Below are 23,363 nucleotides of genomic sequence, written 5' to 3'. Positions count from 1 at the left end.
ACGTATCTTTCACACCTCCAAACTTCGATTTGTTAAATTCTTTCTATATTCCATCTTCTTGCCCTTCGGACAAGAAGCATTCCTCGCTCAAAGAGCTCGGTCAATTCTTATTTATAAATATCCTCTGTTTTTTGCTTCTTTAATTAATTGAGGTTGAATTAAAGGATAAGTCAAATTTTCAACTAAGTTATCCGTAATTAAAATTTTCTCTATTTCACTATGTATTTCTTGAAAAGAAAATACCTCTGCAAAGAAAAGCATGCCAAATGTTTCATCGTTTATATTTTCCATCATATTTGTTTGTCCTTTAACCGAATACACACAGATTGGTTTGATGGTAAAATCTGTCGCACCCGTTTCCTCCATCAATTCCCGCTTAGCAGTAGCTAAAATATCTTCGCCACTTTCCCTATGCCCGCCTGGTACTTCATAAGTATCTCTTTCTTTATGTTTACAAAATATCCATTTACCATTTGTTTTAGAAATGATAACTGCAAATTTCAGAAATTTATCATCTATACTATCATAAAATTTTACTTCTACCATTTATAAACTCCTCTAACTTCAATTCTCCTACCGTAGCAATTTGCTATACTCTCCTTTCTTTTAAACCGAATCATCCAACACTAAATTGAGCTTAATTATGTTTCTTCCTTACATACAACCGTCTTTGATTTTTAATTACAATTATAAGCTTGAAGCACAATTATGTTTGCCTCTACTTTAACCTGATGCCTTCTAACACATCATTCGTTTTAAATCTCTCTCCACTATACTTCAATTGCTCTAATATAAATGTAATCTCTGCTCTGTCAGTCAATTTAATTATCTGATAATTTTTCCTCAGCCTATCCCTACTTTCTATAACGGATTTTCGGATACTCGGTTTGTCAATCTGTTCCGCATTAGCCAAAACATTCTCCAGACTTTCAAATTGCTTTAACAATTTCGTTGCTGTTATCATCCCCACCTTATCTGCCCCTTTGATATTATCTGCCATAATCGCTTTGATATTCTTCACAGGAAACTTTCTTTTTATTTATATGAGTGTAAAAACCAGTCTATTGCCTTCGTATCCCATTCAAACGCAATCGGATAATTATTTCCGACAAATATATCGCAATAAGCATGTTCCGTCTGTACTATCATTAATGAAATATAAGCCACATATGCTCCTTCTGTTAACATCCCTTCGCTGTCAAATACTATCAGATTATTTTCCTTTTCAAACATTTGTCGATACTCACTATCTGTTTCAAACATCACAGCAATATCATTGCACAATACTTTTTTCACTTTTTTGTCCATGAATATAATTGCGAAGTCAATAACCACCCTTATTATATTGGGCAAATAAAAACTATTTTCAATTTGCTCATTATTATGTACATCCATACCAAGATTTTCTTTCACGATAACTAAAGCTGGTACGAGCAACTGAAACATTTCAGAATATGTAACTTCAAGATTTAGTACTTTTCCCCAAATTTCTGCTAAGATTTCAAAATCATTAACAATCTGAGTCATTGCATACATATCCGCTTCAAATTCCATCTTTTTTCTCTCTTCCAGTTCAATCCTTTCTTTATCATTTGAAACTTCTTTGCAAAAAAGACTGTATTTATCATTAAGTCTCTTTACATGCCCTTCCTCGTGGTGTCCTATTTCATGATACAACATAAATCTGACCGCAAGATTTGCAATCATATACCCTACTGCTTCTCTTGTAGAATCTCCCGAAATATACAAAAGCACATTGTCCCCATCCTCTGTAATAAGATATTCTTCCGCAATAATATTTTCACGGCACGCTGACATATCCCCTATTCCCAGAAGAATTTTATCGCTTAACATCATGAGATTTGCACTGTACATTATCTTTTTAATTGACCCTGCATTTATTGCGACCACTGAAATATCATTCTTTTTCATAGCAAATGCATTCACTTGTTCATCATTAATTATTATAAAGCAGCCATTCGGCATTCTTTCAGATACTAATGTTTCAAATTCTAACAGCGTTTCCAAATCCATAATTCCATTCTTTTGAATTACCATAAACTCTTCAGGAGCTACAACCATAGGTTTATGGTAGTTATTTCCAAAAAAATCAGACAAAAGTTTTTCTTTATCAATCACTTGTATTACCTTTCTTCTTACGAATAAAATTTTTCCTAAAAACAATATACCAATATATCGCCCACCTGTTTGATTATGTTTTGCTCTTTCAGTTTGCTTACAATTTTGTTAAGCTCCTCTCCTGATATATTACATCGGTTATAATCTCTATCATCGCATTCAGACACATAGTTCATACATTTCAACGGTTTTTTCGCCATATATTGTTCATTTGATTCAACAATAACTGCCTTTGATTTTATTAGTAACAATACACATTTTTCCTTATCACTTAATTTCCTAATCTTATCCGCTGTTATTCCCAAAACACCCAGTCCGGCACTTAAGAATCCTTTTGTAAACCTGACATCCAATAAAACTCCAATAAGAACTATTGTATTCCTTTTTAAATTGATATAATAATTTGTTTTAGGTATCATCAGACCTAACTTACTTGTGTCTTCTTCCACAGATTCACAAATTTCCTTGTATACCTCACCCTCCTCAAAAATCCCCTTAAATCGCGAGAGATTATTAAACACCACTTTTGCACTTCCCTCACTCATATACTCCGACAATGCAGACACAACACGACCTTCATTTCCTTTAACTTCAAAATATTCTTCCTGCATCTTCCACTCTCCTATAATTCAGACTTAGTTTATATTTAACACATTATAGTTCTTTCTCAAAAATGTATCTCTGCTCTGTCATGCCTAATGACTTATAAAAACCTATGGCTGATTGATTAAAATCCCAGACCATTAAATCTAATCTTTTTGCCCCAAGGGCTACTGCTTTTTTCTCAGCATCTTTGAATAATTTCGTTGCAATTCCCTGTCGTCTTACTTCCTCGCATACAAATAAATCATCCATATATGCAGTTCGTTGATTTACCATCATGCTGCGTTCTCTCATTGCAACAAAACAAATTCCAAGGATTCTCCCATTTTCTTCTGCAAGAAGTAAAATATGTTCCGCACTTTCTACTTTCTGTCGAAAATTTTCCAGCGAATATGGATGCTGTAAATCAACATATAAATCCGGTCTTCCTTTTACATGAAGCTTATGCAACTGCTGCATTAATTGGTCTACTTCCAGATAATCCTGTACAGTCATGTTTCTGATATTCATTCATTTACCTCCATAACTATCATCCATTATTTAACATAAAAACAATAATCTAATATAACATTTCCATTTTCATCCGGTGTTGTGAATCTAGGACAAAGTCCATTTTCAAACTGTGCAACATATCCTCTTTCATCTAACTTAAATTCCATTCCGTCTTTTAGAATATATTTCCAGTTATTACCAACATCATGTACTTCATCCTCCCCACCATAGTTCCAGCAGACACCTATATTTCCCGCTTCGAACTGAACACATTCAAATCCTTCTGGAACAACCGTATCAGTCGTTGCAAACATTCCTATCCAATACTCTAAAAGTTCCCCCTCTTTGCGAAATTCTAATCCAACGTATCCTCCACCATCTTTCCAAATGTTAAGGATATTATCTACACCACCCATGGCATCTTCGACTTTATCAAACCATCCATTTGCAAACCATTCTCCCCAATGGCTATATACATCATCTCCTACATACTTCTTTCCCACAAACTTCATTGCAGGAACTTGCTGCTTGTAAACTTTGATAACTTGATTCATAACAATACCTCCATTACTTATTAAAATTTTCAACAATATCTAACAACTTAACAGCCCAGAAAGTTAATTCACACCAGATAGCTATATCATTTCTATATTCCTGTTCTAGTGCTATTTCTGCATATGATCCCGGATATTTTAGTCCTTCCTTAAATCGTCTCTTTTGATAAGAACTTTCAAAATTTGCACGCACGATTCCATCCTCTCCTAGTGCTTCATAAACAGATTACACGCTTTTTTCACTACCTCAATCTTATCTCCACCCACCATTGCAAGATGCGTGATTGCTTTTAACTGTGCCACACTGGTAAGACTATTTGGCTCATATTCTTTAAATGGTGCAGTGTAAGACCATAAGGTTCCAACATATTTACTTCCAATCTTTACAGTAATCTGATTTCCTTCCTCCATAATTTGATTATGATAATTGATGACTTCTACTAATGTATCGATACTTTCCTCATTTCTCCATAAGGTGGTATTTGCCAATGTTTCCAAATGATACTGACATGGAAAATAGGTATTCTCTTCAATATATGGATAATTATATTTTTTCTTTAGTTTGGCATTAAACTTTGTAATATCATCTAGCGAACTGATATGTAACAAACTTTCAAACGCTCGATACGATATTTCTACAAACGGTCTTACTTCCTCATCATCCCCATATTCTAAAAGAGCCTGGCATGTATAGATTAACACCATAAGCCCCGTACCATTCCGAAGCCCATAATGTCGATTTTGAAATCGGGCAATTTTTGGATGATAATATGAAAACTCTTCCTCTAAAATTTTATCATCACGCAATGCCTTAATAAAGTTTCTAATAATCGGCTCATTTTTTGGAATACCATAATTTGATAAAAGACGTGCCGCCGCCTCCCCATCCTGCAATGTGGTATCTTTAAACTTGTCCCAAGAGTGCATACCAATTCCAATATATCCATTGTTTTTACATAACTCTCTAACAGTCTATATTTTGGTGTCTGCATCACTTTCTCTAATAGGTTTTCCTCTTCATTTTTTGAAATATCCTTTATGATTTCTTTATGCAGGCGATATTTCATTACATCACCACCATTTTCTAATAAAAAATCAATTGATTTTGATAAATCCACATATACCTCCTCCCTAAAATCTATTTTTTCTTGTTCCGTTCTAAATACGCTGTTATTATTTTACCATAGGAGTTACTGTAATAAAATAGCAAAAGCCGATTTTACATTTTCGTAAAACCGACTTTTAAACTACACTACATATTTTATTGACAGATTATTTAACTCATTGATTACCAACGGTACCATTCGCATTTTATCACGTCATACTCACACTATTATATCCCATTCAAAACCATTTTCTATATTCTACCATATCTATAACTAAATTGATATTTCATTATTTTATCAATTACAAAATTTCAGTTCAAATTATTTAGAATATTAGTGTCCAATTGGCATCTCCTCGAAGCAAATTCACCCACCAATCCAATATTTGAAATATAGAGGTTTTAGGATTCTTCCTAACAAGAATGTATTTGTATATACAAATGCGTATCTTGCAATAGACCCGCCTCCATTTTCTTAATCTACTTTTGACAACCTGGATTTAATAATTTTTCTTATTTTTTCCTATAACAGATACGAGATACGCTATGCATATCTCGTATCTGATTAGCGGTCGGCAAATGTTCATTCATGCAAGCCTGATGACCACTTGCCTCGTCGCTATAACAAAAAAGGGAACCATACTTTAAAAGTATGATTCCCTGATTATTTTTATCAAACCGTAATCGTTACGTTGATGTCTTCCCATTTACCCGCTTTTTTCATGTTTTTATCGAACTTTTTGTACTCTTTCAAGTAGTCCTTAGAAACTGTGAAATTGCCTATGTTTAGGGGCTTTTGACACCATAAACGATTATTTCCCACTTTCTGCAATAGCTGCCTGTGCTGCTGCAAGTCTGGCAATAGGTACACGGAATGGTGAACATGATACATAGTCAAGACCAATCTTATGGCAGAACTCTACAGATGAAGGGTCTCCACCGTGTTCTCCACAGATACCAACATGAAGGTTAGGGTTAACCGGCTTACCAAGCTTAATAGCTGTTTCCATTAACTTACCAACACCTGTCTGGTCTAACTTAGCAAATGGGTCATTCTCAAAAATCTTAGCATCATAGTAAGCATCTAAGAACTTACCGGCATCATCTCTTGAGAATCCATATGTCATCTGTGTTAAATCGTTTGTACCGAAGCAGAAGAAGTCTGCCTGTTTTGCAATCTCATCAGCTGTAAGAGCAGCTCTTGGGATTTCAATCATAGTACCAACTTCGTATGCAAGTTCTACACCTGCTGCTGCAATTTCAGCATCAGCTGTTTCAACAACCATATCCTTAACATATTTTAATTCCTTAGAATCACATGATAATGGAATCATAATTTCCGGTTTTACTGCCCAGTCAGCATGTGCCTTCTGAACATTGATAGCTGCACGGATAACAGCCTTTGTCTGCATCTTAGCAATTTCCGGATAAGTTACAGCAAGACGAAGTCCTCTGTGACCCATCATAGGGTTAAATTCATGAAGTGATGTGATGATATTCTTGATATCTTCAACACTCTTGCCCTGTGCATCAGCTAATTTCTTAATGTCATCTTCCTCTGTAGGAACAAATTCATGAAGAGGTGGGTCCAGGAATCTGATTGTAACCGGATTACCTTCAAGAGCTTCATAAAGTGCTTCAAAGTCTCCCTGCTGATATGGAAGAATCTTTTCAAGAGCAGCTTCTCTTTCTTCTACTGTATCAGAACAAATCATTTCTCTGAACGCTGCAATTCTGTCTTCCTCGAAGAACATATGCTCTGTACGGCAAAGACCAATACCTTCTGCACCAAGTTCTCTAGCTTTTTTAGCATCAGCCGGTGTATCAGCATTTGTTCTAACCTTAAGTGTTCTATATTTGTCAGCCCATCCCATGATACGTCCAAATGTACCAGCAATCTGAGCGTCAACTGTCTCGATAATACCATCATAGATGTTACCTGTAGAACCATCGATTGAGATATAATCTCCTTCGTGGAATTCTTTTCCACCCAATGTGAACTTCTTGTTTTCCTCATCCATAGCGATATCACCACAACCGGATACACAGCATGTACCCATACCACGGGCAACTACGGCTGCATGGCTTGTCATACCACCACGAACTGTTAAGATACCCTGAGATGCTTTCATACCTGTAATGTCTTCCGGAGATGTCTCAAGACGTACAAGTACAACCTTTTCTCCTCTTGCATTCCAAGCTTCTGCATCATCAGCTGTAAATACTACCTTACCGCAAGCAGCTCCCGGTGAAGCGCCAAGACCTTTACCCATCGGTGTAGCAGCTTTTAATGCAGCTGCATCAAACTGTGGATGAAGTAATGTATCTAAGTTTCTTGGGTCAATCATAGCTACTGCTTCTTCTTCTGTTCTCATGCCTTCATCAACAAGGTCACAAGCAATCTGCAAAGCTGCCTGAGCTGTTCTCTTACCATTTCTTGTCTGTAACATATAAAGTTTTCTGTTTTCAACAGTAAACTCCATATCCTGCATATCTCTATAATGATTTTCAAGTGTTTCGCAAACCTTTACAAATTCAGCAAATGCTTCTGGGAATTCCTGTTCCATCTGAGCAATTGGCATTGGTGTTCTAACACCTGCAACTACGTCCTCACCCTGAGCGTTCTTTAAAAATTCACCCATAAGATGCTTTTCACCGGTAGCAGGGTCTCTTGTAAATGCAACACCTGTACCACAGTCATCACCCATGTTACCAAATGCCATTGACTGTACGTTTACAGCTGTACCCCATGAATAAGGGATATCGTTGTCACGACGGTAAACATTAGCACGAGGGTTGTCCCATGAACGGAATACGGCCTTAACAGCTCCCATTAACTGCTCCTTAGGATCATCCGGGAAGTCTTCACCGATTTTTTCTTTATATTCTGCCTTAAACTGACCAGCTAATTCCTTTAAATCTTCAGCTGTAAGCTCAACATCCTGTGAAACTCCTCTGTCAGCTTTCATCTTATCGATAAGTTCTTCAAAATATTTCTTACCAACTTCCATAACTACATCAGAGTACATCTGGATAAATCTTCTGTAGCAGTCCCAAGCCCAACGGGCATTTCCTGATTTTTCAGCAATTGTATTAACAACTGTCTCATTAAGACCAAGGTTAAGAATTGTATCCATCATACCCGGCATGGAAGCTCTAGCTCCTGAACGAACAGATACAAGTAATGGATTTTCCTTATCACCAAATTTCTTTCCTGTGATTTCTTCCATTTTTACGATATACTCGTTAATCTGTCCCTGAATTTCATCATTGATTTCTCTGCCGTCCTCATAATACTGAGTACAAGCTTCTGTTGTAATAGTGAATCCCTGAGGTACCGGAAGTCCTAAGCTTGTCATTTCTGCAAGGTTAGCACCTTTACCACCGAGGAGCTCACGCATGTTAGCATTACCTTCACTAAAAAGGTATACCCATTTGTTTGCCATCTGTTCTTCCTCCTGAAAAAAAGTATTTTTATTTTATGTCATGAGCTGTAGAACGGCACTCTACATTCGCTCATACACTCACATATTTGGCTGTCCCGCTTCCTTTACTCTAATCGTACAAATCAAGGTTTTCTTCCCCAATAAGCACGCAGAAAAAGGGTGCGGACGCACCTATGCATTGATTATAACATACAGCTCTTTTTAGTCAAGAGCGAACAGGATATTAATGGAAAATATTCAAAAAAAGCAGGAAAACTGCCACATATCAGTGACAGCCTTCCCGCTTTTCTTTCTATTTTTTTATCTTTAGCGTTTTTACGTTACTCCACTTACCATATTTTTTAGCCTTACCGTCTAATACATATGCTCTTGCCCTAAAATAATACGTCTTTTTCTTTTTTAATTTCTTAACTGTATATGTTAACTTTTTAGAATATACAGATTTTGCTTTCTTCATTTTCTTATTTCTCGAATACTGAATCTGATATCCCTTTGCTCTTGCAACTTTTTTTAGAGAAATTTTTGCCTTTTTTCCCTTAATGTTCTGTGCTTTTTTAATTGTTGCTCTCCCTGGAGCTTTTACAGCAGCTTTCGTTGCTTTCGGAGCTGTTGTCTTCTCCTCCGGTTTCACACTGGTTGTCTCATCTTTCCGGACAGCTGTCGTCTCATCTGTTGGTATCTCCGGTTCATCTGCAATTTTTGCTAATTCAAAATAATCCAGATTAATCCATTCCCAGCCCATTCCTTCATACCAGATATTACATGCTCCTGTCACATCGATTGTGTTTTCTCCAGCCTGCAATTCAATCTTAAGCGTTGCTGTTCCTACTGTATCCCAACCCGCTGTCGGCAGTGCAAGAACTGACTTCCATTCTCCGTTATTAATTCTCACATCAATATTACATGGATGGTTCTCTTCTCCTCCCGCATATCCGATTGTCATTAAATATGTTCCGGCAACATCTGCATTGACCTTTGTCACACAATAAGCCCTTCCATTGTCCGGCCATGTATCCATCTTGCCAATTGCTTTTCCACCCGAATAGTTTTCATTTTCCTCTAATTTATAATCATTATCAGCTGAGCCTTTTACAAATTCAATTGCATCCTCTGCCTCATAACGCACACCTTTTTCAATATTTTCTCCGATATATTCTAATTCAAAATAGTCCAGGTTAATCCATTCCCAGCCCATTCCTTCATACCAGATATTGCATGCTCCTGTCACATCTATTACATTTTCTCCTGCCTGCAATTCAATATTCAGTGTTGTTGTTCCCACTGTATCCCAGCCTGCTGTAGGATAAGCCAATGCAGACTGCCATTCTCCTTCGTTCACTCTCACATCGATATTACATGGATGATTCTCTTCTCCTCCCGCATATCCGATTGTCATAGAATATGTACCTGCCGCTTTTACATAAACCTTTGTTTCGCAGTAAGACCTTCCATCGTCCGGCCATGTATTCATATTTCCCACTGCCTTTCCACCGGAATAATTTTCACTTTCATCAATCTTGTAATCATCCGTAGCCGAACCTTTCACGAATATTTCCGCATTTTCTGCCTCATATCTTACTATATTGTTTTCTTTTGCTTCTGTCGTACCATGAACAAAAGTCACACCCGATGCCACCATAACCATACTCATTATGACTGCTGCTCCTCTACCTAATCTCCTCATAAACTTCCTCCTTTAAAAATAAATCATCTATTAACTCTGGTATTTTTCATATATAAAATTCCAGCACTAAACAATGAAATAACTAAAGCTACACCAAAAAGTAATATTGTGATACCTGTTTTAGGTGATATCATTGATGTATTTCCTTCATTATCCCCATTATCCAAGTCCCCACCATTATCAGATACTGTCGTGTCCTCTTCTTTATCAACAATCTTTGAATTTTGCGAAGATACATTATCATCTAACAGTAATACAGTCTTCTTTGTATCAATCTTTGCGCTCTCATCAAATTTTACATCAATATAATCGTAATTTACCCAATCCTTTTCTTTTGCCGGACCAGTAACCCAGATATAATTATTTCCTTTCTTCAAATAAATATATGTAGAAGCCTCGCCCACATTACTCCAGCTGCCTGTAGACGACAGAGTGACCTTAGACCATTCATATCCTGACGTTGCATATACTATCATATTGTCTCTTTCTGTAGCATATCCCAAAACAACCTTGTAGTATCCTGCTTTGTCTGCCTTTACTTTATATTGAATATAACCTATGTTAGAGCAATACTCATCAATATCTGAAGGCTTAGAGATTTTTGCCTCTGTAAATTCTCCTACATAAGAACCTTTCGACCAGCTTTCATCATCATTTTCTGATACTTTAATCCTTGCTCCGGCAATGCTATATGCTCCCTCTGCTTCATATCTGCTTGATTTTACTTCTGCTACAGTAGTTTCTTCAATTTTATCTTCTCTCAATTCAATATCGTAAAGACCTACATTTCCACCTGTGGCACTCGCCTGACGAAACTTAATTTTGTTTGTCTCTCCACTCTTAAAACCTGCATCTTCCAATATTTTCTTTGATATCGAATATGTCAATTCCGTATTTGTCTTCGTCCCACTCAAATCCAGTTTTACTTCTTTTCCGGCGTTTACAGACATTGCCAGCTGTGCCTTTCCATTATTATAAGAAGATACATAATAATGCAGGTCTATGGAATTAATACTCTTGGGAATAACTCCCTCAAATGTAACCGCTCCCTGCCACTCTTCGTCACCTGAATTATATTCTATAGGTGCTGTATAAAGTGTTATTTCATTATTATGAAATCCACTTGTCGGAGCCAATTGAATCTCGTTAAGTGCCGCCTCATAAGCATGCCATTTTGTTTCCGTACTCTCTTTTACCTGTTTCAACTCTGATGGGTAATTTATATAATCAAAATATCCCCAGTTTACCCATGCAAGTACCACAGTATTCTTGCCCTTCTTCATTGTTACTTCTTTTTCTACTGTAGTATAAGACTTCCCTGAAACCTTCACATCATATGATGTTCCGTTTACAAACAGTTTTAAAGTAATCGACCCGCTCCCCGAGTCATTTTTACAATGAATTTGTAAATTATATTCTCCTGCCTCCTCAGCCTGTAAAACAGTTCTTGCAAATGTAATATCCGTCAACTTATCAAAACTATCCAGTTTATCCTGCTGCCAGTAGACTTCCACATGCTTTCCTGCGGAATCTTCAGCGCCTGTTTTGATTCTGGCTTTATTTAACTGCATATCTTCGATTTCTAATTTCTCATAAGCAGCTTCAGCTTTTGCTTCTTTTGTACTTATCATAGAAATAGATGTAAAAAAAAGTATCGCAGAAAGTGTAATCGTTAATATCCTTTTTATTTGTGTGATATTTTTCATATAATAATACCTAGCCTTTCAATGATGAAATGATAAATGTTGTTATGGAATGTGCCGGCAGCTCAGTATTTACTCCCCTGCCATCTACAACCAAAGCTATCCTTTTCTTTTTACCTGTCTCATTTTGACTTACGACAACAATTTCACCTTCCGGATTTTTATATGCCACTGCATAAATTCCTTTCAATGAATCTGTTTCACACAACAGCCTCTTTGCTCCCGGTTTTATATATCTTGAGAAATGTCCTATATAATAATACGACCAGTTGTACACAATGGTCTCTGTATTTCTGTCTATCAATATAGGTGCCTCACAATAATTCCCTACATAGTTTGGTCCCCCCTCCTCATTCAGGACTAAGTTCCAGTCAATCCATGCTTCATTAAAGTGATTAAAATCGTTTATAATATTTCTACCATATGTCTCACCATGCTTCCATGCCCCCATTCCGGCTTTAGAACTCGTCCCCCCGGATATATTAATAAGTTCCACACATCCTTCCGTAAAGAGCAGATGCTTATTTGGAAATGCATTATGTACCATAGACAAATTTTCCGACTTATCCGTCACATACCAATGATAAGCAATTCCCCATACGACATCTTTTGCGTTTTTATAAGACAATACTTCTTTTACTCTTCTGTAAATTCGGTCTTTATTATGGTCCCATATAACAATCTTAACATCCTCCGCCAGTCCTGCTTCCTGCAACTCATCATATAAATAATCGACTGCAAACTCTGCCTCCTGTGCAGCGTCATATCTACAGGATGCCCACTCCTGTGTCGCTTCAGGTTCGTTTTGAATACTAACCATTGAGAAAACAATTCCCCTTTTTTTCATTTCCAAAATATATTTTGTCATATATTTTGCCCACGTCCTGTAATACTTTTTCAGAAGCTTTCCACCATGATTTACATCATTATTATTTTTCATAAAAGCCGGAGGACTCCAAGGTGAACATAATAAACTCAAATGTCCACCATATTCCTTCTCTGCTTCTTTTATAAAAGGAACAACCCACTTATCATCCCGCTCTATCCGGAAAGTCTGCAAAGAGTCATCTCCCTCTTTCACATACATATAAGGTTCTAATGCAAAATCACATCCACCGATTGTAGTTCTTCCGAGATTATATGCAAGTCCCTCATCCTTATTAAAGTACGCTTTTACAATTTCTTTTCTGTTCTTTTCATTCGTATTCGCCACAGTGTATGCCGATGCTTCTGTAAAAGCCCCTCCAAATCCCATATGCGTTTGGAAAGTCTTACTACTGTTAACATTTACCGTATCTACTCTAAAATTGTATATTTCTTCAAATTTTAACTGCTCTTTTTCACACCAAGGGATTCCCTCATCCTTTGCTGTCTGTATAACTTTAATCATATGAAACCTCTTTTACTCAAACTCTACCTTAAGCTGCGAATTCCATTCCTTAAACTGATATAAATATCCATTATATTTAAAGTTCGATGTCATATCTGCCTGAGAAGACGAAAGATTAATTTCCATGTTTTTACTGTCAACCCTCCAGTAAACATCGTACCAGGTTCCTTTCACTTTTAGTTTTGTCAAGTCCACAATTCCTGTAAATGCTTTTTCACTTGAGGATTGATTTGACACCTGAATCACCGCATCTGCGCTTCTCACATTCAGCGTTACATCTGTTTTCTTCAATGCCCCGATATTTGCGCTTACTTTTAACATCGGTTTCCCGTTTGAAGATATAATCGCAGCCTGAACATTAGAGAAGTTTGCCGCAACCTTCGCCTGTTCTGCCTCTTCTTCTGCTGTATTTGTATAATAAACTTTCAAATCACCATCCCAGTCGGCAAATCTGTAAATATTATCTTTGTATGCAATTGAAACATCCATACTATAAACAGCTTTTGTAGAGACATCCACATATGCTCCTGATACTTTTTCTATTAGAACCACATCATACCAGGTTCCTGACTTTCCTAATTTTAATAAATCATAATCAAATAAAAATCTTCCGGATGTTGAAGTAAGATTTGCAATTTTTGTAACCTTATCTTCCGTTCTGATTCCCAACTGTAAATTCTTATTTTGGATTCCTTTTGTAGTACCCTGAACTCTCAATACCGGTTTTCCCATCTTCAATAGCAATACCGCTTTTACATCACTGATAGACTGTCCCTTTGCAAGACCTGCTGCCGTATCAGACTCAAAATAGACTTTTAACTGCCTGTTCCACTCTGCAAATTTATATGTCTTCTTTTTGTAAGTTACACTATCACTCATCTTCGCAGATGAAACTGTAACATCCCTGTATGTTGTAAATGTCTTATCACCAATTATGACATCGTACCAGGTTCCCGAACTTTTGAGTTTCGTTAAATCAAAGGTGAAATTCAGCTTATCTCCCTTGCCTTTATTTTCTGTCCTTATCACCTTTCCATCTGTACGAATACCAAGATACATAGAAGATGCATTTTCCATAGTTCCTGTTATCGTCATAACCGGTTTTCCATTTTTCTTCGTAATAGCTGCCTTAACATTCTTAAGGTCTTTTGCCACTTTCACAAACGTAATCTTTAATGCGCCCTCCCAATTCTGGAATGAATAAACTTTCTTATTCATCGTCAACGTTTGTTCCATATCCGCCGCAGCAACGGTGAGGTCTCTATATTCGTTCGAACCGTTTGTACCGATTATTACATCATACCAAGTTTCTGCGCTGGATAACCTTGTCAAATCAAATTTAAAATAAAGTTCATTTCCTTTCGCAGAATTTTGAACTTTTATTGTTTTATCCTCCGTTCTGATTCCAAGGAATTTCTGTGAAGCATTCTTCATCTTGCCCTTCACAATCAGCATCGGTTTCTTTCCGGATTTTTGAATTTTTGCTGTAACCCCTTTAATATCCGTCAACGCCTTATCGTAATATACTTTGAGCTGATCTTCCCACTCTGCAAATTTGTATACATGTTTGCCTGCTGTCACCTTTGTTTTCATATTCGCTGCAGATGTGGATAAATCCGCACTGTCACGGAACCCTTCATGTCCCACAATAATGTCATACCATGTCCCGGATTTTGGAAGCACGGAAAGATTCACTTTGAACAGAATATTTTTTCCTGCTGCCTGATTAGACACTGTAGTTACAATATTGTCTTCATTGCGCAATGCCAGTTTATAAGAGGAGGCATTTTCTGCCGCTATCCCCGTAACCGTAAGAACCGCACTGTTTCCTATTTTTTTAATAACAGCCTTCTGATTCTGAACTTGTACCGGTGCATCGGAATAATTTACTTTCAGTTGTCCTTCCCACTCTTTAAATGAATACTCACTTTTTCCAACCGTAAGTTTCTGACTCATATCCGCATTGGTTGTAGTTAAATCATAATATGTATCATCATCTGCATAATAAATTAAGACATCATACCATGCATCTTTTTCTTTCATTTGTGTTAAATCAATTGCCGATGAAAAATTCCCATCTTTTTTCTCGGTATTCGCCTGCCTGATTACTGTATTTCCGGTTCTGATTGCAAGGCTCAGATTATCTGCCTTGGTCTTTGCAATCGTTCCCGATACAGAAAGCAACGGTCTTCCTCCGCTTGTCACAAGACTTGCCTTCAAACCTGAAAAGTCCTTCACATGTGTATAATTTATTTTTAATAATCCACCATACTCCTTAAACTCATATTTATTCTCTCCGACAATTACCGCCTCACTCATGTCTGCAACTGATGACGGTATATCATAATAAGCTATTTCATTGACACACTTTACCTGAATGTCATACCAGATTCCTGTTGAATAAAGTTGTTTCAGTGGAAACGCAAAGGAGAATTTCTTCCCTTCCTTCACTTTATTTTCCGCCACATACTGTTGTCCATCCGTAGCTGTAATTACCAGCTGATAATCATCACCGCCGACACCATATTTTAATGTCCCATTAACCTTTAATATCGCCTTTCCTTCACTTGTCCCCAGGCTTGCATGAATCTCATCATAGGCATTCACCATTCTGGTTATCTTTAATGCATTCTCGTCTGTCAGTCCATACTTTGCATTGCCACATGAAAGAGAATAACTTTCTAACTTTAAATTAGACGCATTGATGGACCACTCGCACATCGTGCCATTCTCTGTAAGGAAAATACAGAGATTATTGGAAGCAGCTTTCAGCTTATCCATAGGGACAATAAACTTAAAGGCCGTCTTGTCTCCACCTTTATAACTATTGTCCACCATAAATGTAGATGTAGGGTCGTCACCGTTAAAGTTGCCAACTCTCAGTTTCATAACTCTCTCCGCATCCTCTGACACAGCATAAAGCGTACCCTCTAATTCCAGATAAGGCTTTCCATTCTTTTCATACATTTTTGCCTGAATCTTTCCCTGGCTCGCCTTATAAAATAACGGGGCAGAAACATATTGAAACCTTCCGTTCTTTCCATGAAATACAATATAGTAATACGGTTCTTCTGCTTTTGGTTTTTTATCCGCAAAAGAAGAGGTAAGAATATCGATATTTTCTTCTAAAGCTGTTGCACTATCATCCAATTCTTTCTTTGCACTTCTGTAAACATTCTTTCCTTCCGGGTCAATAAATGAACTCCACGAGGTGTTGCCATCTACCTCAAATTCAATATTTACAATTTCACCATTCATCCATGTTTTCGGACTCATTTTAGGAATTGTAATCGGATATGTTCCCGTCTCTCCACCTGAAATTACATATAGGAAATAATCTCCCGGCTCATATGTGACACCATCTATTTCAAATGTTCCATCTTCTAATTTTGTATAATTTAATTCATCGCTCTTTTCTTTATCAAACGTATCATTTTTAGAGAAATAAATCTTAATATCTTTACTGTCGGCAAACTTTTCTTCCAATTTAACATTGAAATCATATGTATGTATTCCCTTTTGTGTCATAGACACAAAATCTATTCCCACAATTTCGTATTTTTCTGTAGAAAGACTTCCTAATTTCCTATCTCCCAATACACCTGTAAGAAACAGTATTCCAACTACTGCCGCTGCAATCACTGCAGCTGCAATCGCTGAAATGATACCAATTTTAACTTTTTTGTTTTGTTTTTTCATTGCTGCCTCCTACCAAACAAATGTCACAACACTCTGTGGCTGTACTTCATATGTAAATTTCTTTTCATCATATGTTATATCTACACTTTCAGCATATTTATCTGAAAGATTTGTCACAACTGTAACGACATGTCCATCTGCCCTTAAAAATGCTGATGCGAGAATGCCCGGATTGTCACTTTCACATGCGATTACTTTTGCCTTTCCTTCTTCAGTATGAATATATTTTGAGACATGAGCCATGGCATAATAAGCAGAATTTTTAGAAATACTTCCATCCTCTTTCGCAACATTCACGACACCAAGACAGTCATTTGTAGTTTTTGCCGGTGTACCATCGTTATATAAAGCAAGATTCCAATATACTGTTGAAGTGGAGCCAAAATTTAACGGCGTTAAAATCATCTTCTCCAAACTATAGCTAATATTAGAAGCAAAATCCATACTCCATGTTCCCTCTGCGATTTCGGTTAAAAAAGTTTTGGTATTGTACTTTTCATTGTATGTTTTAAACCCTTCTCCAAACTCATCTGCTCCGTCAAAGGTACCATATCCATGAAGAGCCATTCCCTCCACATACTTTGCCACATCCTTATTTCCGAGAATATTTTCCGCATAATCATCCACTGTGGTACTAATTCCCGGGTCATAATTATGGTCATAAGCTAAAAGTTTTGTATCCAAATCTGCCTTTTTCAATTTTTCACCTGTCAGCTGTATTACTCTTGCCATCTGATACTCATCCATCGGCATACATGGATATCTCATATTATCCACCAACGGCTCATTTTCCACAGACATATATTTAATATGAATGCCTTCCTTTTGATAAGCTTCCACATACTTTGTAAGATACTGTGCGTACGTCTCTTCATAACTCTCCGACAACGAACCTCTGTTTAACACTTTCGACTCTTTCATCCATGCTGGAGCTGACCAGGGCGCCGCAATAATTGTTACATCCGGATTAATTTTTACAATCTCCTGTAATATCGGAATTAATTCCAGTTTGTCATAATCAATATTAAACTTTTCTAATTTTTCGTCTGTCTCTCCCTCAGCCAAATCATCCAGGGTAAAATATTTCATTTCTCCATCAATATATGTAGTATAGTCTGAGGAACCGACCGGAACTCTTACAACACTAAAAGCTGCACCATCTTTTCCATATAGAGTTTCTAAAATTTCTTTTCTATCTTTATCTTTCATCTGTGACAAAACATAGGCTGCCGAATGCGTTAACGCACCTCCGAAACCTTCAACCTCCTGTTTCACTTGTTTTTCATCCACAGTGATTTTGGCATTGACAGAAGTATCATCTATATCTGAAAAAGTAAGGTCAGTCTCTCTGGACATTAACTTTGATTTCGTTCCTGTTGTCTCATAAACTTGTACATAGCCCTCTGTAGATGCTGTTTTCTGACCACAGCCGGAAAAAATTGTAACTCCCACAGCTATCACTAAGGTCTGTGCTATCACCTTTTTTATTTTTATCATATATTACTCCAAAAATTATTACTCTTTTACTGCCCCTGCACTGATTCCTCCTATAATGTGTTTCTGACATAAGAAGAATAAGATAATCATAGGCAGCGATAAAACTACTGAACCCGCCAACATAACCGGATAAATCTCCGGATTTGTCGACCCTGCCGAAATAAGCGAACCAAGTCCTAATGCTAATGTTCTGTTTTCCTCAGAAGACGTTGCAACCAGTGGCCATAAGAAATTGTTGTAATTCCACATAAATGTCGTTACACCAATCACAATTAACATAGGCGATGCCATAGGAAGTGCAATTCTAAAAAATGTCTGTAACCTGCCTGCACCATCTATCATCGCTGCTTCTTCTAATTCTCTACTAAACGAGAAAAAATGTTGTCTCATAAGAAAGACATTGTAAATGGACATTGCAAACGGAAGCATAAGCGCCCATAATGAATCATAAATTCCCATTTCTCTGCATATGATAAGATTTGGTATCATCATTACCGTTCCCGGTATCATCATTGCGAGAATTATAATCCGAAACAATACATTTTTTCCTTTAAAATTAATTCTTGCAAAAGCATATCCCGCCATACTGTTAAATACCGTATTAATAACTGTATTGGCAATTGCAACAATCAAAGTATTTTTCAGTAATATTCCCGCATTTAAATACTCTAAAGCGTTAATATAATTATCCATCTTAAAACTAATTTGTCCACTGGCATCTCTTGGAATTAATGTAAATTTTACATAACTTAACATTCCTTGTGCATTTCCCGTCTCCTTAAAGGAAGAGGCAATGAGCCACAGAAACGGAAGTATAAACGAAACTGCCAAAATAATTAATATTACATAAAGAGAGATTCTTCCTGCTGCCTTTTTAGGCTTTATTCTTTTTCTTTGCACGTTTCTTCCTGCCTCCTTCCCCATTATCAATATTCTGCGGCTGAACTTTAAATTGAATAAAAGTAATTATCATAATGATAAGGAACAAAATGTAGGACATGGCACATGCTATACCCATATGATTATATTCAAATGCCTGATTATAAAGCCCAAGCATATAAGTCATTGTTGATTTTTCCGGTCCACCTCCGGTTGTGAGATACATTTGGTCAAATGCCTGAAATGCCCCGATTACACTGGTAATAGATATGAAAAATATAATTGGCGTGACAGATGGAAGTGTTACATGAAAAAACTTGCTGATGGCTCCTGCACCATCAATTTCTGCCGCCTCATATAATGATTCGTTAATACCTTTCATAGCCGAGAGCATAATCAGAGTATTGTATCCGAGTCCTCCCCAGACAGCCATGACCGCTAATGTATATAATGCTGTACTTTTTGTCGCTAAAAATGATATATGTGTTCCTAAAAGCTGGTTTATCATACCATGCTGCGGGTCTAGCATAAACATCCATATGGCTGCAATCGCAACTCCTGATGTAACAGAAGGAATATAGAATATCGTCTTAAAAATTCTTTCCCCCCGCACTTTGGAGTTTAAAAGAGCGGCTACAACAAGTACCAGCGCCACGCTGGCTGGTACCGTTAACAGTATGTATTTTAAAGTAACTACCAGAGAAGGCCAGAAATCATCATACAGTCCCTGATAGTTCGTCAATAAATGCACATAATTCTGAAAGCCCACATTTTTCATTGGACTTCTCATATTCCAATCCGTAAGAGATATTACAAACGCAATTATCATTGGCGCCAGCTGAAACACAAGGAAATATATAATCAACGGCAAAACAAATAACCATCCGGTTATATTTTCTCTTGCTCTTTTTGTGGAAAACAATCTGATTTTTTTATTTTTACCGGCAAATTTAGCTTTTGCTGTCATATGCTTCTCCTAATTCTGAAAGACGCAGGAACAGTTTTTATTTATACTGCTCCCACTTCCTTCCCAATATTATGTATTACCTACTGTAATCCTAATGCTGCATTTGCCGTTTTCACTGCATCATCAAGATTTTTCTGAATATCTCCACCATTTAAAATTTTCTCAAGTGCAGATGCCAAATAGTTATCATTTACTTCCAGCCATCCGTTGAGCTGTGGCCTTGCTACTGCTGTATTGAGCTGTTCCAAAACCACCTGTTTTAATTGATTATCCGTTTTTGCCAAAGACTTCATTGCGGAAAAGTTTCCTGTATATTTTGCAATTTTTTCACTGTTTTCTGTCTTAGACAAATATTCTATAAACTGAAATGCTTCATTTTGTTTCTTTGAAGCGCTATACATTACAAGATTCTCACCACCAATATTCGAATAAGATGTATCTCCCTCGTTTTTTGGCGGAATCAACATTGCGCCAAAATCTAAATCAGTAAAATTCGCCTGGAGTGAATCGATATCTGAACCGCCGCCTAAAGTAAACGCCACATTACCATTACCAAATGCGGAAGATGAATTTCTAATTTCCTCCGGAGAATAGCCATACAAATCAACAAGGAACTGACATGCCTCCACACCATGTTTATCATTGAATGTCAGTTTTGTGAAATCGTCATTTGTATAGTTTCCACCGGCACTACATATAAAAGCCTGATAGTACCATGATGCATAACCACCTGAGCCAATTCCATCAAATGCAGCCTTTGTAGGATTTGCTGCCACCTCTTTGGCAATCTTCAACATGTCATCCCAATCTTTAGGTAAATTATTTTCATTGACAAGCTTCTTATTATAAAGCAATACAGATGTAGTAATCGTAAGTGGAACACCATAAGTTTTACCATCTAAAATACATGTATCAAACGCACTTGGAAAGAAAGCATCCTCATTTACAACTTTTGATGTTTTTGTTTTTTCTGTCAAATCAACAAGTGTACCGTCACTTCCAAACTCAGCCATTCTCGGCTGGTCAAGATAGGAAACATCCGGTCCTTTTCCATTGGCTAATGCACTGTTTAGCTTAGTATTAAAACTGTCTTTTGGGATAAAAGAAACTTTAACCTTAATTTTTGTCTCAGCCGTAAAATCAGCTACAAGACTCTCAAAATTCTTTTTATCTTCTAATGATTGTGGTTCATATGCCCAAAAAGCAAGTTCATTAGAACTGCTGTCAGAGGATTTGGATTCTCCTCCACATCCACTCAAGCCAACCATTGTTGTCACAAGCATAGCTCCTATCATTGCCATACTTATAACTTTCTTTAAAACTCCCTTTTTCATTTATATTCCTCCTTTATATTAAGGCTTTACTATTTTGTAGAGCCGTTAACTTGCAAAATCGGTTCTATAAACATTTCTGTTCCTGCATAATTCCCTGACTTTAAAACTTTAATCATTCTCTCTGCTATCACTTTTCCCGCTTCATAAACCGGCTGTTGTATCGTCGTTAAATTCGGTGTGACGAGCTTTTCGTATCCTAAACCGTCAAAACCAATCACTCCCAAGTCATCCGGAACTACTATATTATTTTCATTGGCATATCTCATAACTCCAAGCGCTAATGCGTCACTGCTGCAAACTAAACCATCGATATCTGCCTCTTTCAGAAGTTGTGCTGCCGCTCTATAACCATCATCCTCATGATTATAAACTTTTATCGTTCCATTCTCTGGCACTTCAAAACCGTGTTCTTTCATACAATCCAAATATGCCTGAAATCTGTCTTCTGAATAGCTTTGGTCATTTTCGATTCCAATAATACCAATTTTTTTATATCCCCTCTGAATCATATATTCTGTTGCCATATAACTTCCCTGATAATTATTAATATCAACCCAGTTATTCTTGCGGCTATTATTTCCAAATATAATGATTGCTTTCTTTTCAGATAATTCCAGCAGCTCTTTCTCTTGCTCTGCATTTAATCCCATAGCAATAATTCCGTCACAATTTTGTTTCTCATATTCATCTCGCGTAAGAAGCATAGAATATCCATTTTCACCTAACTTTTCTCCAATTCCTGCAATTGTCTGCAAAGTAAATGGATGTAATGCTCCAATGTCACTTGTGATATATACACATATAATATTTGTTCGTTTTGTCGCTAACAATCTTGCAACCATATTCGGTTGGTATCCCATTTCCTCCACTGCCGCTTTGATTCTCTCATATGTTTCCGGTTTCAACTTGTCAGGTTCATTAAAATACCGAGACACGGTCATTGCCGAAACTCCGGTTGCATAAGCAATATCTTTTATTGTAGCCATAACTCTTTCAATTCCTTTCTTGCAGGTCACTTCTACTTAGCAGCTACTTTAAATACTTTTGAATACGCTCCATATATTTTTTTACTACCAGAACCAGAATATGCTCTTACTCTTATGTAGAATTTCCCACCCTTTTTTATAACATAATCATATCCTGTTTTGTTATTTGAAGCAATCTTTTTATATTTTCCTTTCTTTTTCAAAGCTACATAAATTTCATATCCTTTAGCTCCTCTAACCTTTTTCCATGATAATTTTTTTATTTTTCCTTTTGTCTTAACTTTCAAATTTACTGCAGAAACCTTAGTCATCGCAGACAAAGTGCTGACTTTCCCCTCGTAAATTTTCCCATCGATTCGTTTATAGGAACATATTTTAAATTTATATGCTGTTCCCGGTCTTAATTTGGGAACTTGAAAAGATGTATGATAAGGTTTTAATGTTTTAATTATCACATATTTACCATTTTTATATTGATACAGGTGATATCCATCTGCATTATTACTCTTTTTCCATCGAATCGAAATTGATTTGGTTGTCTGCGACTGCACTTTGAATCCTTTCAGTGCCTCAGGAACAATCTTAAAACAAACCTTTTGGATTCCATCATAACGACCTGCACCCACCACTGTGACAACTGCTGTTCCGCATTCTATATTGTCGCTATATTTTAATGTATAATCTCTATTTTTAACTAATGTGATATTTCCCATTTTCACAGTTACATCTGGCGTAATTGTTCTCCCTGAGTAGATCGCATTGGCAATGCTACTAACTGTAGCATCACCAATTTTGATCAATGTTGGGGGGGAACTCCGGGTTCCAATCCGTTGAATATGGGATTTGATTATAATATCGCAGGTACGGAGATCGGCCATCCGGCGG

The 23,363-nt window shown here is 36.8% G+C and carries 19 protein-coding genes; all 19 read right to left on the bottom strand.

The window, feature by feature from the left end:
• Window positions 1-111 precede the first annotated feature (111 nt).
• Entirely contained in the window at window positions 112-546 is a 435-nt protein-coding gene (locus Q5O86_RS04940; protein WP_302626036.1) for an NUDIX domain-containing protein, read from the bottom strand.
• 172 nt (window positions 547-718) lie between these two features.
• Window positions 719-1,021 carry a 5'-3' exonuclease H3TH domain-containing protein gene (locus tag Q5O86_RS04935; protein ID WP_302626035.1) on the bottom strand — a complete coding sequence of 101 codons (303 nt, stop codon included), beginning with the start codon at window positions 1,019-1,021 and terminating at the stop codon, window positions 719-721.
• Window positions 1,022-1,035: 14 nt separating this feature from the next.
• On the bottom strand, window positions 1,036-2,139 hold the full coding sequence (locus Q5O86_RS04930; protein WP_302626034.1) for a hypothetical protein: 1,104 nt from the start codon (window positions 2,137-2,139) through the stop codon (window positions 1,036-1,038).
• Window positions 2,140-2,174: 35 nt separating this feature from the next.
• Window positions 2,175-2,750 carry a hypothetical protein gene (locus Q5O86_RS04925; RefSeq protein WP_302626033.1) on the bottom strand — a complete coding sequence of 192 codons (576 nt, stop codon included), beginning with the start codon at window positions 2,748-2,750 and terminating at the stop codon, window positions 2,175-2,177.
• Window positions 2,751-2,793: 43 nt separating this feature from the next.
• Window positions 2,794-3,252: a GNAT family N-acetyltransferase gene (locus Q5O86_RS04920; protein WP_302626032.1), complete on the bottom strand. Its 459-nt coding sequence runs from the start codon at window positions 3,250-3,252 to the stop codon at window positions 2,794-2,796.
• Window positions 3,253-3,278: 26 nt separating this feature from the next.
• A complete protein-coding gene (locus Q5O86_RS04915) occupies window positions 3,279-3,788 on the bottom strand; it encodes a hypothetical protein (RefSeq protein WP_302626031.1) in 510 nt (169 codons plus the stop codon).
• Between the two features lie 13 nt (window positions 3,789-3,801).
• Entirely contained in the window at window positions 3,802-3,981 is a 180-nt protein-coding gene (locus Q5O86_RS04910; protein WP_302626030.1) for a hypothetical protein, read from the bottom strand.
• Between the two features lie 14 nt (window positions 3,982-3,995).
• Window positions 3,996-4,715, bottom strand: coding sequence for a hypothetical protein (locus tag Q5O86_RS04905; protein ID WP_302626029.1), 720 nt, complete (start codon window positions 4,713-4,715; stop codon window positions 3,996-3,998).
• A 990-nt stretch (window positions 4,716-5,705) separates the two neighbouring features.
• Window positions 5,706-8,339, bottom strand: a complete 2,634-nt coding sequence (gene ppdK, locus Q5O86_RS04900) for a pyruvate, phosphate dikinase (protein ID WP_302626028.1) — start codon at window positions 8,337-8,339, stop codon at window positions 5,706-5,708.
• A 292-nt stretch (window positions 8,340-8,631) separates the two neighbouring features.
• Window positions 8,632-10,023: a carbohydrate-binding protein gene (locus tag Q5O86_RS04895; protein ID WP_302626027.1), complete on the bottom strand. Its 1,392-nt coding sequence runs from the start codon at window positions 10,021-10,023 to the stop codon at window positions 8,632-8,634.
• A gap of 23 nt (window positions 10,024-10,046) precedes the next feature.
• Window positions 10,047-11,729, bottom strand: coding sequence for a hypothetical protein (locus Q5O86_RS04890; RefSeq protein WP_302626026.1), 1,683 nt, complete (start codon window positions 11,727-11,729; stop codon window positions 10,047-10,049).
• 10 nt (window positions 11,730-11,739) lie between these two features.
• Window positions 11,740-13,116, bottom strand: coding sequence for a glycoside hydrolase family 30 protein (locus Q5O86_RS04885; protein ID WP_302626025.1), 1,377 nt, complete (start codon window positions 13,114-13,116; stop codon window positions 11,740-11,742).
• Window positions 13,117-13,128: 12 nt separating this feature from the next.
• Window positions 13,129-16,815 (bottom strand): hypothetical protein, encoded by a 3,687-nt coding sequence (locus Q5O86_RS04880; protein ID WP_302626024.1) that lies wholly within the window; start codon window positions 16,813-16,815, stop codon window positions 13,129-13,131.
• Window positions 16,816-16,824: 9 nt separating this feature from the next.
• Complete coding sequence (locus tag Q5O86_RS04875) at window positions 16,825-18,312, bottom strand: glycoside hydrolase family 30 beta sandwich domain-containing protein (protein ID WP_302626023.1); 1,488 nt, start codon at window positions 18,310-18,312, stop codon at window positions 16,825-16,827.
• Between the two features lie 18 nt (window positions 18,313-18,330).
• Window positions 18,331-19,212 (bottom strand): carbohydrate ABC transporter permease, encoded by an 882-nt coding sequence (locus Q5O86_RS04870; protein WP_302626022.1) that lies wholly within the window; start codon window positions 19,210-19,212, stop codon window positions 18,331-18,333.
• A complete protein-coding gene (locus Q5O86_RS04865; protein WP_302626021.1) occupies window positions 19,187-20,158 on the bottom strand; it encodes a carbohydrate ABC transporter permease in 972 nt (323 codons plus the stop codon). Before Q5O86_RS04865 ends, Q5O86_RS04870 begins: the two co-directional genes overlap by 26 nt.
• Before the next feature lie 80 nt (window positions 20,159-20,238).
• Complete coding sequence (locus Q5O86_RS04860) at window positions 20,239-21,492, bottom strand: ABC transporter substrate-binding protein (RefSeq protein WP_302626020.1); 1,254 nt, start codon at window positions 21,490-21,492, stop codon at window positions 20,239-20,241.
• A 29-nt stretch (window positions 21,493-21,521) separates the two neighbouring features.
• On the bottom strand, window positions 21,522-22,478 hold the full coding sequence (locus Q5O86_RS04855; protein ID WP_302626019.1) for a LacI family DNA-binding transcriptional regulator: 957 nt from the start codon (window positions 22,476-22,478) through the stop codon (window positions 21,522-21,524).
• A 32-nt stretch (window positions 22,479-22,510) separates the two neighbouring features.
• A partial coding sequence (locus Q5O86_RS04850; RefSeq protein ID WP_302626018.1) for a fibronectin type III domain-containing protein occupies window positions 22,511-23,363 on the bottom strand: 853 nt, incomplete at its 5' end.

The sequence above is a fragment of the uncultured Eubacterium sp. genome, from assembly GCF_937958975.1.
Lineage (GTDB): Bacteria > Bacillota > Clostridia > Lachnospirales > Lachnospiraceae > Eubacterium_G.
This window is presented reverse-complemented; position numbering and strand designations above follow the sequence as displayed.